Source organism: Enterobacter cloacae complex sp. ECC445, assembly GCF_021892025.1.
Classification (GTDB): Bacteria; Pseudomonadota; Gammaproteobacteria; order Enterobacterales; family Enterobacteriaceae; genus Enterobacter; species Enterobacter chengduensis.
Map to the genome: position 1 here is coordinate 67,417 of NZ_JAKLRZ010000003.1, position 14,628 is coordinate 82,044.

Here is a 14,628-nt window from a genome sequence, read left to right on the forward strand (position 1 = left end):
TTATTTCCCCGTAAAGTGCGGCGCGCGCTTCGCCAGGAAGGCGCTGACGCCCTCGCGGTAATCGTCGCTGCGCCCGGCCAGACGCTGATAGTCACGCTCCAGATCGAGCTGGGCGTCCAGGGTGTTGGTTTCCGCGGCGTTAATGGCCTGCTTGATCAGCCCCAGCCCGAAGGTCGGCTGAGAGGCAAAGTGCAGCGCCATCTGCTGCGCGGTGGTGGAGAGCTGGTCGTCATCGACCACCTGCCAGATCATGCCCCACGCCTGCGCCTGCTCGGCGCTGAGCTTGTTCCCGAGCAGCGCCAGCCCCATGGCGCGGGCGCGTCCGGCCACGCGCGGCAGCAGCCAGGTGCCGCCGCAGTCCGGGACCAGGCCAAGCTTGCTGAAGGCCATCACAAAGCTGGCGGAACGCGCGGCAATCACCATGTCGCAGCCGAGCGCCAGCGTGGCGCCCGCGCCCGCCGCCACGCCGTTGACCGCGCAGATAACCGGCTTCGGCAGCTTTGCCAGGCGGCGCACCAGCGGGTTGTAAAAGGTCTCCACGGACATCCCCAGATCCGGCGCCGGGCCGTTGGGGTCGACGTTGCGGTCGTTCAGATCCTGACCGGCACAAAAACCGCGCCCTGCGCCGGTGATAAGCAGGCAGCGGATAGCGTCATCGCGTTCGGCCTGCTTCAGGCACTCGCTAAGCTGCTGGTGCATCACGTCGTTAAAGCTGTTCAGACGCTCCGGACGGTTCAGCGTAATGGTCATTACGCCCTGTTCAACATGGCTGAGAATGAGTTCCACAATTAGCGTCCTTTAAAGTCGGGGGTGCGTTTTTGCAAGAAGGCGTCGATGCCCTCCCGGCGGTCTTCGGTGGCGGAAAGCAGCGTAAACAGCTGGCGCTCCTGGGCCAGACCGGCCTGGAGCGGCACCTCCTGAGACTGGCGCAGCGCCTGCTTCGCCGCCTGTAAAGCCAGCGGCGAGTGGCGCGCCATGAGTTCCGCCTGCTTCAGGGCATACTCCAGGGTCAGCGCTGGCGGGAAAACATCGCTCACCAGCCCGGCGCCCAGCGCCTGCTGCGCGGTAATGCTCTCTCCGGTCAGCACCATCCTGCTGGCAAGGGATTTACCGACGCAGCGGATAAGACGCTGGGTGCCGCCCGCGCCCGGCATAATCCCGAGCGTAATTTCCGGCAGGCCAAAGCGGGCGTTATCCCCGGCGATGACCACGTCGCACAGCAGCGCCAGCTCGCAGCCCGCGCCGAGCGCGAAGCCGTTAACGGCGGCGATCAGCGGTTTATTGAACGCGTTAATGCGCGCCCACAGCTGCGGGCGGATATCGTTCAGGGTGGCGGGCAGGTCTTTCTCCGCCATTTCGTTAAGATCGGCCCCGGCGGCAAAGCAGCGCTCGCTGCCGTAAATCACGCAGACGGCGATGTCGGCATCCACGGCTGCGGCCTCAAGCTGTTCCGCAAGCTGGGTCAACAGCGCGTTGTTGAGGGCGTTGCGCGCCGCCGGACGGTTGAGCGTCAGCTGCAGCACGCGGCCATGACGGTTAACAATCAGTTCGCTCATGCCATCCCCTTCGCGTCAAAGTCGACGATCACGTCGGCGGTGAGCGGCAGCGACTGGCAGCTCAGCACATACCCGGCGGTCAGCTCGTCAGGCTCCAGGCTGTAGTTGGTCGCCATGTCCACCTTCCCGCGCAGCACTTTGCATTTACAGGTGGCGCACACGCCGCCCTTGCAGGCATACGGCAGATCCGCCCCCTGTCGCAGGGCAGCGTCGAGGATGCTTTCGTCGTCCGCCGTGAGGGTGATTTCACGGTCTCGCCCGTCCTGACGCACGGTCACCTTCTGTCCTTGTGCCTGCACGTACACCGCGCGCTTAACGGTGATGCCGGCGGTGTTGAAGCGCTCAAGATGGATGGCTTTTTCGGGCATCCCCAGCGCCTTCAGCGCGGTTTCCGCGTCGTCCATCATCGCCGACGGGCCGCAGATAAAGGCCTCGTCGTACTGGCGGAAGTCGATCAGGGTTTTCGCCAGCGCCTGCAGCTTTTCCCCGTCGATGCGGCCAAAGAGCAGATCGCTGTCCAGCCGCTCCTGGCTGAAGATGGAGACCAACTGCAGGCGCTGCGGGTATTTGTCCTTCAGGTCTGCCAGCGCCTGGCGGAACATCATGCTCTGGCTGCTGCGGTTGCCGTAAATCAGGGTGAAGTGGCTGTCGGGTTCGGTCGCCAGCGTGGCGGAGAGGATCGCCAGCATCGGAGTGATGCCGGAGCCTGCCGCAATCGCCAGGTAGTGGCCTTCGCGTTCGGCCTGGGGCTGGTAGCCAAACTGCCCCTGCGGAACCATCACCTCCAGCGCCATGCCCGCTTTGATCTCATCCCGGGCATAGCGGGAAAAACGCCCGCCTTCGATGGCTTTGACCGCCACGCTGATCTCGCCAGGCGCGGCGCTGCGGCAGATGGAGTAGCAGCGGCGCAGCTCGTCTTCACCCAGCTTCGTTTTTAACGTCAGGTGCTGGCCGGGACGGAAGCGGTAGGCGTCCTGCAGCGCCTGCGGCACCGCAAAGGTGATGGTCACCGCGTCGCGGGTTTCGGGTTCCACTTTTGCCACTGTTAATGAATGAAACGTTGTCATGGCAGCCTCAAATACATTTGAAATAGTCGAAGGGCTCGCGGCAGGTATTGCAGCGGTAGAGCGCTTTGCAGGCCGTCGAACCAAATTCACTGATAAGCGCGGTGTCGGTGCTGGCGCAGCGCGGGCAGCTCACCTCCAAAGGCGCGTGCGCGTGACAGCTATGCCCCACGGGCGGGCTGATGCCATAGGCCCGCAGGCGCTCGCGCGCGTCGGCGGTCATCCAGTCGGTGGTCCAGGCGGGCTCAAGCTGGAGCACGATGTGCACCGGGGTAAAGCCGTGCGCGGTCATCGCCTCGCGGATCGCCCCCAACAGGTGTTCGGTTGCCGGGCAGCCCGAATAGGTTGGCGTGAAGCCAATCACCCAGCCTTCCCCCTGGGCCTTCACGCTGCGCACCATGCCTAAGTCGGTGATGGTGAGCACCGGCACTTCCGGATCCGGGATCTGGCCTAGCAGCGACCAAATCTCCGGAATTTGCGCGGGCGCGATGTCGACGAGGCGTTGCATAGCGTTCTCCTTTACCACTGCTGAGCGGGATACGCGCGCTGGAGATACTGCATTTCCGCCAGCATTGGGCCCAGATGTTCGGTATGCAGCCCCCGCTTGCCCCCGGTGCGGTACGCCACCTTTGCGGGCACCTGCAGGCAGGCTTCATTCAGACCGGCATACACTTCGCTTTCCCACGGCTGGCGCAGGACGCGCGGGTCAACCGCCACGCCGGAATCCACCAGCGCCAGCTCGACGTCATCGGCCTCAAACAGCTCGGCCGTAAAGCGCCACAGGCTGTCGATGGCCTGCTGCATCTTTTGCGCGGACGTTTCGGTGCCGTCGCCCAGGCGCACCAGCCAGCCGCGGCTGAAGCGCAGGTGGTAGCGCACCTCTTTAATCGCCTTCGCGGCGATGGCGGCAAGCTGGGCGTCGCGGCTTTGGGTCAGGCGTTCGTACAGCGCCACGTTCCAGGCATCCATCAGGTACTGGCGGGCAATCGTGTCGGCGAAGCTGCCGTTCGGCTGCTCCACCAGCAGGACGTTGCGGAACTGGCGCTCGTCGCGGCCAAAGGCCAGCGTATCTTCATCGCCCTGGCCTTCCCGCTCCGCGGCATAGGTCAGGAAATTGCGCGCCTGGCCCAGCAGGTCGAGACCGATGTTGGCGAGCGCGAGGTCGATTTCCAGCTCCGGCGCGTGGCCGCACCAGGCGCCGAGACGCTGGGAGAGCACCAGACCGTTGTCGCCCAGACGCAGGGCATAGGCAGTCACTGAATTCATTCTTTGCCTCACATATGCTCGATGCCGTCAGGGATGGTGTAGAACGTCGGATGGCGGTAAACCTTGCTTTCCGCCGGGTCGAAGAACTCGCCGCTCTCTTCCGGCTGGGAGGCGACGATCTCGCTCGCCTTGACCACCCAGATAGAACACCCTTCGCTGCGGCGGGTGTAGGCATCGCGCGCGTTTTCCAGCGCCATGCGATCGTCGGCGGCGTGCAGGCTGCCCACGTGTCGGTGGGACAGCCCTTGTTTGCTGCGTACGAACACTTCGTACAGCGGCCAGTAGACATTGCTCATGGTTATTTCCTCTTATGCGGCCTGACGGGCGCGTTGTTTTTCCGCGTGCGCCAGGGCAGCTTCGCGCACCCACGCCCCCTCTTCCCAGGCTTTGCGCTTCGCGGCCAGGCGTTCGTGGTTGCAGATCCCGCGCCCGTTAATCACTTCTTCAAATTCCTGCCAGTCGATCTCGCCGAAGCGGTAGTGGCCGCTCTCTTCGTCAAAGCGCAGATCGGGATCCGGCACCGTCATGCCCAGCATTTCCACCTGCGGCACCGTGTTGTCGACAAAGCGCTGGCGCAGCTCGTCGTTGCCGAAGCGTTTGATTTTCCAGGCCAGGCTGCGGGCGCTGTTCGGCGAGTTGTCGTCGTTCGGCCCGAACATCATCAGCGCAGGCCACCAGAAGCGGTTGATGGCGTCCTGCAGCATCTGCCGCTGGGATTCACTGCCCTGCGCCAGCGCCATGCAGGCTTCAAAGCCCTGACGCTGGTGGAAACTCTCCTCTTTACAGATTTTCACCATCGCCCGGGCATAAGGACCGTAGGAGGTGCGGCACAGCGCCACCTGGTTGACGATAGCCGCCCCGTCCACCAGCCAGCCGATCACCCCGATATCGGCCCAGCTCAGGGTCGGATAGTTGAAGATGGAGGAGTATTTCATCTGGCCGTCGAGCATCTTCTGGTAGATGTCTTCCCGCGCGCAGCCCAGCGTTTCCGCCGCGCTGTAGAGGTAAAGCCCATGCCCGGCCTCGTCCTGCACCTTCGCCAGCAGGATCGCTTTTCGCCGCAGCGTCGGGGCGCGGGCGATCCAGTTCCCTTCCGGCAGCATGCCGACGATTTCGGAGTGCGCGTGCTGACCAATCTGGCGGATCAGCGTTTTACGGTAGGCGTCAGGCATCCAGTCCTGAGGCTCAATCGCCGTCTCCTGCGCTATGCGCTGCTCAAACCGTTGTTCTTGCGTCACGTCATCACCTTTATGATTCGTTAGTTTGCAAATTAAAGCGAAATTGTGAATCACTTTGTTTTTTAAAAGTTACACAAAGGTTAAATACAACCCCAAGAATTGTTTCCTTGTTTTGTGATGTCGCTCGCAAGGCTTTTACCGCAGGCCTGTTGGCAGGCGCTTTCTGACGAAGGCATTCATCACGCCGGATCACAATGTTAACAATTCATTAAAACTCAGCTTGATTTTTATGATTCACGATCAAACTATTAATGGTGAAATTACGTAACATTTGGAGATAAGCGATGCAGCAGTTAGCCAGCTTCGTGTCCGGTACCTGGCAGTCTGGCCGGGGCCGCGAACGCACTATTCATCACGCCATCAGTGGCGAAGCGCTGTGGAGCGTGACCAGCGAAGGGCTGGATATGGCGGCCGCCCGTCGCTATGCGATTGAGCGCGGCGGCGAAGCGCTTCACGGGATGACCTTTATCGAACGTGCCGCCATGCTGAAGGCGGTGGCAAAGCACCTGCTCAGCGAGAAAGAGACGTTTTATGCCCTGTCCGCCCAGACCGGGGCGACGAAAGCAGACAGCTGGGTCGATATCGAAGGCGGGATCGGCACCCTGTTCACCTACGCCAGCCTGGGCAGCCGCGAGCTGCCGGACGACACGCTCTGGCCGGAAGATGAGCTAATCCCGCTGTCGAAAGAAGGCGGCTTTGCGGCGCGCCACGTCCTGACCTCGAAGTCCGGCGTGGCGGTACACATCAACGCCTTTAACTTCCCCTGCTGGGGGATGCTGGAAAAGCTGGCGCCGACCTGGCTTGCCGGCATGCCCGCCATCATCAAACCCGCTACAGCCACCGCGCAGGTGACGCAGGCGATGGTGAAATCCATCGTGGACAGCGGGCTGGTGCCGGACGGCGCCATCACCCTGATTTGCGGCGGCGCGGGAGACCTGCTTGACCATCTCGACGGCCAGGACGTGGTGACCTTTACCGGCTCCGCCAGCACCGGGCAAAGCCTGCGCGTGCACCCGAATATTGTGGCGAATTCCATTCCCTTCACGATGGAAGCCGACTCTCTGAACTGCTGCGTGCTGGGGGAGGACGTTACGCCGGACCGGCCGGAATTTGCCCTGTTCGTTCGGGAAGTGGTCCGCGAGATGACCGCCAAGGCCGGGCAGAAATGTACCGCCATTCGCCGGATTATCGTCCCGCAAAACCAGATTGACGCCGTGAGCCAGGCGCTGGTTGCCCGGCTGGAAAAGGTGGTCGTGGGCGATCCGGCGCAGGAAGGGGTAAAGATGGGCGCGCTGGTCAACGCCGAACAGCGCGCGGACGTGCAGGAGAAAGTGGAGCAGCTGATCGCCGCAGGCTGCCAGGTCCGCCTGGGTGGCAAAGCGGATTTGCAGGCCGCTGGCGCGTTCTACCCGCCGACCCTGCTGTTCTGCCCGCAGCCGGACGAAACTCCGGCGGTGCACTCAACCGAAGCCTTTGGCCCGGTCGCGACGCTGATGCCGTATCGCAACGCACGCCACGCGATGACGCTTGCCCGCGCGGGCGGCGGCAGCCTGGCGGGCACGCTGGTTACCGCTGATGTCGCCCTTGCCCGGCAGTTTATTGCCGGTGCGGCGCGCGCCCACGGGCGTATTCAGATCCTTAACGAGGAATCCGCCAAAGAGTCCACCGGCCACGGCTCCCCGCTGCCGCAGCTGGTGCACGGCGGTCCCGGTCGTGCGGGCGGCGGCGAAGAGCTGGGCGGCCTGCGCGCGGTGAAGCACTACCTGCAGCGCACGGCGATTCAGGGCAGTCCGACCATGCTGGCGGCCATCGGCAAGCAGTGGGTGCGCGGCGCAGCCGTGCAGGAAGATCGCGTGCATCCGTTCCGCAAATACTTTGAGGAGCTGCAGCCGGGTGACAGCCTGCTGACGCCGCGCCGCACCCTGACGGAAGCGGACATCGTGAACTTTGCCTGCCTGAGCGGGGATCACTTCTACGCCCATATGGACAAGATCGGCGCGGCAGAGTCGATCTTTGGCGAACGGGTGGTGCACGGCTACTTCCTGATCTCCGCCGCGGCGGGGCTGTTCGTCGATGCGGGCGTCGGGCCGGTAATTGCCAACTACGGCATGGAAAACCTGCGCTTTATCGAGCCGGTCAAGCCGGGCGACACCATTCAGGTGCGCCTGACCTGCAAACGCAAAACGCTGAAAAAACAGCGCACCGCGGATGAAAAACCAACCGGCGTGGTGGAGTGGGCGGTTGAGATTTTCAACCAGCACCAGCAGGCCGTGGCGCTCTACTCCATCCTGACGCTGGTGGCGCGCCAGCGGGGTGAATTCAGCTAAGGTCCCTACTCCTAATCCTCTCCGCAATGGCTGAGCGCTCTCAGGTAATGTGAAAGCAGAAGCAATAACGCTGCTTTTAAAATAGCTGAGGGCCTTCAGCGATGCCCTCGTCCGGCTGTAAATCGCTGAGGCGTTTCCGTAAGGCCGGGGCGAGGTGCATGGATGCGCCGAGAGGGCGGGCTTTACAGGGATGTTACCTCCGCCCGTCCCCGATAAGCCGGAAGGAATTAGCCGAAGGCACCGCGAAGCGGCGATTTACCGCCGGGAGCCCGGGTTGCCAGGGTGGTGGCGACTGAGCCACCCTGGCACGTTCACAGGTCATGTCGTTACAGAGTAGCAAGGAACGTAAAGTGAACGGAATGACCTCCACAGCCGTATGTTCCCCCTCACCCCAGCCCTCTCCCTCAAGGGAGAGGGGGTCGTCTGTGCAGACATTATTTTGTGGGGTTCCCTCAGCCTCAATGGGGAGAGGAAATGGCCCGGCATGTGACTTACCCCCGCTCTTTTTTTAACCTGGCAAGGCTGACAAATAACCTGGCAGATGCAGGCAAACGCTTTTCTGAGGCGTCTGTCAGGATAAGGCTGACACAACACAATAAACACAACAAGATGAGGTCTACGATGGGAAGCAATTCTTCTTTTTCTGCCCGTAGAACGGCGCTGGCCATGGCCGTTGCGCTGTGTTGCGCCTGGCAATCCCCTGTTTTCGCCCACGGCAGCGAGGCGCATATGGTCCCGATGGACAAAACGCTGCAGGACTTTGGCGCGGACGTTCAGTGGGACGATTACGCACAGATGTTCACCATTGCGAAAGACGGCGCCTTTGTGAAGGTCAAACCGGGCGCTAAAACCGCCATCGTCAACGGTAAAACCCTCACGCTTGAGGTGCCGGTGGTGATGAAAGGCAACAAGGCCTTTATCTCTGACGGCTTCATCAACGATGTTTTCCAGTCCGGTCTTGACCAGACTTTCCAGGTGGAAAAACGCCCTCACCCGTTAAACGCGCTGACGGCGGACGAAATTAAGCAGGCCGTTGAGATTGTCAAAGCCTCGGCGGATTTTAAGCCGAATACCCGCTTCACCCAGATTGCCCTTGCCGAGCCCGAGAAAGCCAAAGTGTGGGACTTTGTGCTCAACGGCACCGCAGTGGACGCGCCTCGCCAGGCGAAGATCGTGATGCTCGATGGAAAGCACGTTATCGAAAGCCTGGTGGACCTGAAGGATAAAAAAATCCTGCGCTGGGAGCCGGTGAAAGACGCGCACGGCATGGTGCTGCTGGATGATTTCACCGCGGTACAGCAAATTATCAACGACAGCACGGAGTTTGCCGAGGTGCTTAAAAAGCACGGCATCACCGACCCGAAAAAAGTGATTACCACGCCGCTGACCGTCGGCTATTTCGACGGTAAAGACGGCCTGAAGCAGGAGGACCGACTGCTGAAGGTGGTGAGCTATCTCGACGTCGGCGACGGCAACTACTGGGCGCACCCGATTGAAAACCTGGTGGCCGTGGTGGATCTTGAGCAGAAGAAAATCCAGAAGATTGAGGAAGGTGCCGTTGTTCCGGTTCCGATGACGCCGCGCCCCTACGATGGCCGCGACCGTATAGAGACGCCGAAAAAACCGCTCGAGATTGTTGAGCCGGAAGGCAAGAACTACACCATTACCGGCGATATGGTGCACTGGCAGAACTGGGATTTTCACCTGAGTCTGGACTCCCGCGTGGGACCGATGATTTCGACCGTGACGTATAACGACAGCGGCAAAAAGCGTCAGGTGATGTATCAGGGGTCGCTCGGCGGCATGATCGTCCCTTACGGCGATCCGGACGTGGGCTGGTACTTTAAGGCCTATCTGGACTCCGGCGACTACGGCATGGGCACTCTGACCTCGCCGCTGGTGCGCGGGAAAGACGTGCCGTCCAACGCCGTGATGCTCAATGAAACCATCCCGGACTACACCGGCGCGCCGATGGAGATCCCGCGTGCGATCGCCATTTTCGAACGCTACGCGGGGCCGGAATACAAGCATCAGGAGATGGGCCAGCCAAACGTCAGCGCCGAGCGCCGCGAGCTGGTGGTGCGCTGGGTGAGTACCGTGGGCAACTACGATTACATCTTCGACTGGGTGTTCCATGAGAACGGCACCATCGGCATTGATGCCGGCGCAACGGGTATCGAAGCGGTGAAAGGCGTGCAGGCGAAAACCATGCACGACGCCACCGCCAAGGACGACACCAAATACGGCACGCTCATCGATCACAACATCGTGGGCACCACGCACCAGCACATCTATAACTTCCGTCTTGATATGGACGTGGACGGCATTAACAACAAGCTGGTGGCAATGGATCCGGAAGTGAAGCCGAATACCGCCGGAGGCCCGCGCACCAGCACCATGCAAATTAACCAGTACGATATCGATACCGAGCAGCAGGCGGCGCAGAAGTTCGACCCGGGCACCATTCGCCTGCTGAGCAACACGAGTAAAGAGAACCGCATGGGCAACCCGGTCTCGTACCAGATTATCCCTTACGCGGGCGGTACGCACCCGGTGGCGACCGGCGCGAAATTTGCCCCGGACGAGTGGATCTACCATCGCCTGAGCTTTATGGATAAACAGCTGTGGGTGACCCGCTACCATCCGGATGAACGGTATCCGGAAGGGAAATTCCCGAATCGTTCCATCCATGACACCGGCCTGGGACAGTACAGCAAAGATAACGAGTCGCTTAACGACCAGGATGACGTGGTCTGGATGACCACCGGCACCACCCACGTCGCGCGCGCGGAAGAGTGGCCGATTATGCCGACGGAATGGGTGCATACCCTACTTAAACCGTGGAACTTCTTCGACGAGACGCCAACGCTCGGGAAGAAAAAAGAGGATAAATAACCACCCGCCGGGCAATTGCCCGGTTTTTTTTGCCTCTGCATTTGAGCTTCGTCCGGGCTTGCTTATAGTTACTGATATCCCACCTGCATGATTTATCCCCCGGACGGGAAAGGGCTTTATGGAAAAAAGAAAAAAACCGACGCTTGAACGGGCAACCTGGCCAACGCGCCAGGCCATGGTGATGCACGGGCTGGCGATGAACCTGCCGTGGCTGGCCTTCGTGAATATCAGCTTCGCGGTGATGATCCTGCTGCGCCACGTCCTGCTCAAGGCCAGCGATCCCCTTTATCCCCATTCGCCGCAGCTGACGAAGATGGTCGACGCCTCGATGCTCGGCATTATCCTCCTCTCTGCCGCCCTGGTCCTGATGGCCTGGCGGCGCATCGCCGGCATCAGCGTGGTGCTGTTTATCTGCAGCGCCATCTGGTCGGTCTCCTGCTTCTGGTTTATCACCCAGCTGCTGCTCCCGCACGTCTGGCCGCTGTGCGTCATTTTATTACTGGCGGGCTTAACGGCGCTCTATTTTTACCCTGAGGGGCTGCTCGCTTTTGTGCTCCCGCTCTGGATCACCCTGCCGATAGCAAACTGGATCCTGAATGATGGCCTCAACCTTCACTTCATTATTATCTGGAGCGTCTTTACGCTGATCCTGATCTGCGGGCGTTTTATCCTGCTGAGCTGGTTTGACGAAGCCTGGCGACGTAACCAGCAAAATCAGCTGCTGATATCGCGGCTGGATGCGCTGGCGCATCAGGACCCGCTAACCAAAACCGCCAACCGCCGGAAGATGGAGGTGGTGCTGGAGAACGCGGTTGAGCAGAAAAAAACCTTCTCGGTAATCATGCTGGATATCGACTACTTCAAGCGCTACAACGACACCTACGGGCACCAGGCTGGCGACGACTGTCTGACCCGCGTGGCGCGCGTGCTGAAGCAGTCGGTGCGAACGCCTGACGATGTGGTGTCGCGCTACGGTGGCGAGGAGTTCGTGGTCATCCTCTTCAATTGCCCGGTAAACATCGCTGAAAAGGTTGCCCTGCGCATTCAGGACGGCCTGCGCGCGGAAGCCATACCGCACGGCGCCTCGACGGTCAGCGACCATGTTACCGTGAGCATGGGCATAGCGAGCATGGCGGAGGGGCTAGCGGGCACCGAGATTATCGCCCGCGCCGATGCGGCGCTGTACCGGGCGAAAGAGGCCGGGCGGGATCGGTGGTCGCGGTAGGCGAAGCCGGGTGGCGCTGCGCTTACCCGGCCTACGGTTCGTGCCGTTGTAGGCCGGGTAAGGCGTAGCCGCCACCCGGCTTGTTTTTTAATACCGCACGCAAACCGACTTGGTTTCACACCAGCCGTCCAGCCAGTCCGGGCCAAAGTCGCGACCGGTGCCGGACTGCTTCATGCCGCCGAACGGCAGGTTGGCGTCGATCAGCGTATGGCTGTTCACCCAGACGGTGCCCGCCTGCAGCCGGTCGGTGTACTCCAGCGCCTTGCTGATGTTCTGCGTCCAGACGCTGGCGGTCAGGCCGTATTCGGTGTCGTTTGCCAGCTGGAGCGCCTCTTCGCCGTCGGCAACGCGCACCAGGTTGACCACCGGGCCAAACACCTCTTCGCGGGTTAAACGCAGCGAGGCGTCCGGGTTCACTACCAGCGTAGGCGAGACGTAATAGCCTTTGCCTTCTGGCCCTCGGTTACCGACGAGCAGCTCCGCGTGGCGCGAGGTCGCTTCATCAAGGAAGGCCTGCACCTTATCGCAGTGCGCGCGCGACACCAGCGGGTTGATAAACGCCTCCGGCGACATGCCCGGCCCGACGCTCAGGGATTTCACCGCCTGCTCAAACCCGCTGACCAGCGTGTCAAACAGCGGCGCTTCAATATAGATACGGGAACTCGCCGCACACACCTGCCCCTGGTTCAGGAAGCTGCCGGTCATCAGGCCTTCGATCACCCATGCCGGGTCCGCGTCTTTCAGAACGATAGCCGGGTTTTTCCCGCCCAGCTCCAGGGTCACCCCGGTGAGCGTGTCAGCCGCCGCGCGGGCGATTTGCTTGCCCGTTGCCGTTGAGCCGGTGAAGCTCACCTTGGCAATATGCGGATGCGAGGTCAGCGCCGCGCCACACACCGCGCCGCTCCCGGTCACTACGTTGAACACCCCGTCCGGAATGCCCGCTTCGCTGGCCAGCTCCGCCACGCGCAGCATGGTCAGCGGCGTGGTTTCTGACGGCTTGATGACAATCGAGCAGCCAGCCGCCAGGGCGGGCATCACCTTCCACATGCCGATCATCAGCGGGAAGTTCCAGGGCACAATCCCGGCCACCACGCCAACCGGCTCCTTGCGCGTCCACGCCTGATAGCGGGCGCCCTGCGGCAGAGGAATAGAGAGGTCGAGGGTTTTGCCTGCAATTTTGGTGGTCAGCCCGGCGGTATAGCGCATCCAGTTCAGCGTGCAGCCCACCTCAAAGGCCCGGGAAATGTTGATGGATTTGCCCTGCTCCAGGGTCTCAAGCTGGGCCAGCTCCTCGCTATGCTGTTCAACCAGATCGGCGAAATGGAGCAGGATCCGCTCGCGCTCTGCCGGGAGTTTTCCGGCCCAGCTGCGGGCGACAAACGCGCGCCAGCCGGACATTACCGCGCGATCGACGTCGTCGACGCTGGCGTCGGCGGTCGAGGCAATGACCTCGCCCGTGGCCGGGTTGTAGACGTTCAGCCTTTTTTCACTGTCCGACGCGGCCTGACGCCCTTCAATCCACAGGCCATGCTGTCGGTCTAAAAACTGTTGTACGGCAGGCTGAATGGCCACCTGTGATGCAGACATAGGATACTCCTTCGTTATTCTTCTCAGGGTGTTTATCCAGTCTATGTGGGGTTTTACGTTCTCGCTTTTGTCTCTGTGACATTCGCTTTGCCACCTGTGACAGGCTCCGCAAATCGCGATAATTGCCGCTTATATCGCTGTTACCGGTGAGCGTTCTTTCCTATAGTCAGCCTCATAGCTCTGACAAAATGCAACACAAATGCAACAATGCGAAAACGTTGACGGTGCAGTGAGAGAAGCGATGGCGTGTGCAAGCGAGCAGGAACAGTATCAGCAGTGGCTGGCGCAAATTAATCAGGTTTGCGGGCGGTTTAACGCGCAGCCCACCGAGGGAAAGTTCTTCGGCGAGCTGGAGACCAGCTATGCGCGCAGCCTGAAGCTCAGCACCGTCACCGCAGGCGGCGTAAATCTGTTCCGCTCCCGTCAGGAGATCGCCCAGAGTCATGATGCCTGGTTCTATACCGTGTTCCAGCTTGAAGGCAGCGCGGAAATTGAGCAGGAGGACCGTCGCGCGCTGCTCAGAACCGGTGATATCACGCTGATTGACGCGTCGCGCCCCTGCTCGATTAACTGGCGGGAAAAATCCCGCCAGATTTCGCTGCTGGTTCCCCGTCAGATTATTGAGCAGCAGTGTCGTTTTCAGGAGATAAGCTGCGCGACCGCCCTTTCCCGCACTTTGCCCACGGTCCATCTGAGCCATCGACTGCTGATGGAGAGCATGAGCAATGCCGACCTGAGCGACCGGGAGAGTGAAGCGGCGCTTGAGGCGATGATCTGCCTGCTGCGCCCCGCTTTTCAGCAGCGCGACGTGATTCAGCCGCGCAAGGAGCGTCAGTTCCAGCAGGTCGTGGCGCTGATTGACGACCATATTCAGTCTGAATCGCTGCGCCCGGAATGGATTGCCGCCGAGAGCGGGATGTCCGTGCGCAGCCTCTACCGCATGTTTGCCGAAAAGGGGCTGGTGGTGGCGCAGTACATCAAAAACCGTCGGCTGGATTTGTGTGCGCAGGTGCTGCGCGCTGCCGGGGATGATGAAAAGCTGGCGGGCATTGGCTACAGCTGGGGGTTCACCGACCATAGCCATTTCTCAACGGCGTTTAAGCAGCGTTTTGGCGTCTCGCCGGGGGAATACCGCAGGCGCTACCGCTAGCTATTTTTTCAGCCATTTGCCGTTAATCCCCTTCACGTATTCGCCCGGCTGCGCGCGGGCAACCAGCTTTTGACCCGCCATTTTGGCCACTTCATCAACCGGCAAATTATTGCTGTCGGCCAGCTTCTGATAGCTCTCCGTGCGCGCCGCGTTGATGCGATTGACCAGCGCCAGCGTTTCCGCATCCTGTTGGATCGGAGCAAGATAACCGCTGAGGGTTTCCCCCACGCGCCCCTGCGCCCGGGCATCGCTTAAGGTCAGCGTAGCCGCCTGCACGTTCATCCCCAGCGCCAGTAAAATCAGAGCTAATCGTTTCATGG

General features: G+C 61.1%; 13 protein-coding genes. 4 read left to right on the top strand and 9 right to left on the bottom strand.

Annotated elements, in window-relative coordinates:
- From paaG to paaA, 7 genes are read right to left on the bottom strand one after another with little or no spacing between them, the layout of a single operon-like run.
- Window positions 1-789 carry a 2-(1,2-epoxy-1,2-dihydrophenyl)acetyl-CoA isomerase PaaG gene (gene paaG / locus L6R44_RS03830; RefSeq protein ID WP_237423549.1) on the bottom strand — a complete coding sequence of 263 codons (789 nt, stop codon included), beginning with the start codon at window positions 787-789 and terminating at the stop codon, window positions 1-3.
- A complete protein-coding gene (gene paaF, locus L6R44_RS03835) occupies window positions 789-1,556 on the bottom strand; it encodes a 2,3-dehydroadipyl-CoA hydratase PaaF (protein WP_237423337.1) in 768 nt (255 codons plus the stop codon). Before paaF ends, paaG begins: the two co-directional genes overlap by 1 nt.
- The gene (gene paaE, locus L6R44_RS03840; protein ID WP_237423338.1) at window positions 1,553-2,623 is read right to left on the bottom strand and encodes a 1,2-phenylacetyl-CoA epoxidase subunit PaaE; all 1,071 of its coding nucleotides are present in this window, start codon (window positions 2,621-2,623) and stop codon (window positions 1,553-1,555) included. The genes paaF and paaE overlap by 4 nt, the downstream gene beginning before the upstream one ends.
- Window positions 2,624-2,630: 7 nt before the next feature.
- Window positions 2,631-3,128, bottom strand: coding sequence for a 1,2-phenylacetyl-CoA epoxidase subunit PaaD (paaD, locus tag L6R44_RS03845; protein WP_237423339.1), 498 nt, complete (start codon window positions 3,126-3,128; stop codon window positions 2,631-2,633).
- 11 nt (window positions 3,129-3,139) lie between these two features.
- Window positions 3,140-3,886, bottom strand: a complete 747-nt coding sequence (gene paaC / locus L6R44_RS03850; protein WP_237423340.1) for a 1,2-phenylacetyl-CoA epoxidase subunit PaaC — start codon at window positions 3,884-3,886, stop codon at window positions 3,140-3,142.
- A gap of 8 nt (window positions 3,887-3,894) precedes the next feature.
- A complete protein-coding gene (paaB, locus tag L6R44_RS03855; RefSeq protein ID WP_003857353.1) occupies window positions 3,895-4,182 on the bottom strand; it encodes a 1,2-phenylacetyl-CoA epoxidase subunit PaaB in 288 nt (95 codons plus the stop codon).
- A 12-nt stretch (window positions 4,183-4,194) separates the two neighbouring features.
- On the bottom strand, window positions 4,195-5,124 hold the full coding sequence (paaA, locus tag L6R44_RS03860; RefSeq protein ID WP_032640406.1) for a 1,2-phenylacetyl-CoA epoxidase subunit PaaA: 930 nt from the start codon (window positions 5,122-5,124) through the stop codon (window positions 4,195-4,197).
- 284 nt (window positions 5,125-5,408) lie between these two features.
- On the opposite strand from paaA, the gene paaZ reads away from it, so the two are divergent.
- From paaZ to L6R44_RS03875, 3 genes are all read left to right on the top strand, one after another.
- Window positions 5,409-7,451, top strand: coding sequence for a phenylacetic acid degradation bifunctional protein PaaZ (gene paaZ, locus L6R44_RS03865; RefSeq protein ID WP_237423341.1), 2,043 nt, complete (start codon window positions 5,409-5,411; stop codon window positions 7,449-7,451).
- 621 nt (window positions 7,452-8,072) lie between these two features.
- On the top strand, window positions 8,073-10,346 hold the full coding sequence (tynA, locus tag L6R44_RS03870; protein ID WP_032640410.1) for a primary-amine oxidase: 2,274 nt from the start codon (window positions 8,073-8,075) through the stop codon (window positions 10,344-10,346).
- Between the two features lie 118 nt (window positions 10,347-10,464).
- Window positions 10,465-11,571 carry a GGDEF domain-containing protein gene (locus tag L6R44_RS03875; RefSeq protein WP_237423342.1) on the top strand — a complete coding sequence of 369 codons (1,107 nt, stop codon included), beginning with the start codon at window positions 10,465-10,467 and terminating at the stop codon, window positions 11,569-11,571.
- Between the two features lie 87 nt (window positions 11,572-11,658).
- Here the strand turns inward: L6R44_RS03875 and L6R44_RS03880 are convergent, their stop codons facing one another.
- Window positions 11,659-13,158 (bottom strand): aldehyde dehydrogenase family protein, encoded by a 1,500-nt coding sequence (locus L6R44_RS03880; RefSeq protein WP_032640415.1) that lies wholly within the window; start codon window positions 13,156-13,158, stop codon window positions 11,659-11,661.
- Window positions 13,159-13,399: 241 nt separating this feature from the next.
- Here L6R44_RS03880 and feaR point away from each other — a divergent pair, with 241 nt between their 5' ends.
- Entirely contained in the window at window positions 13,400-14,308 is a 909-nt protein-coding gene (gene feaR / locus L6R44_RS03885; protein WP_237423550.1) for a transcriptional regulator FeaR, read from the top strand.
- On the opposite strand, the gene L6R44_RS03890 is transcribed toward feaR, so the two are convergent.
- Window positions 14,309-14,626 carry a YdbL family protein gene (locus tag L6R44_RS03890; RefSeq protein WP_032640419.1) on the bottom strand — a complete coding sequence of 106 codons (318 nt, stop codon included), beginning with the start codon at window positions 14,624-14,626 and terminating at the stop codon, window positions 14,309-14,311. It lies immediately after the preceding gene.
- Window positions 14,627-14,628 lie beyond the last annotated feature (2 nt).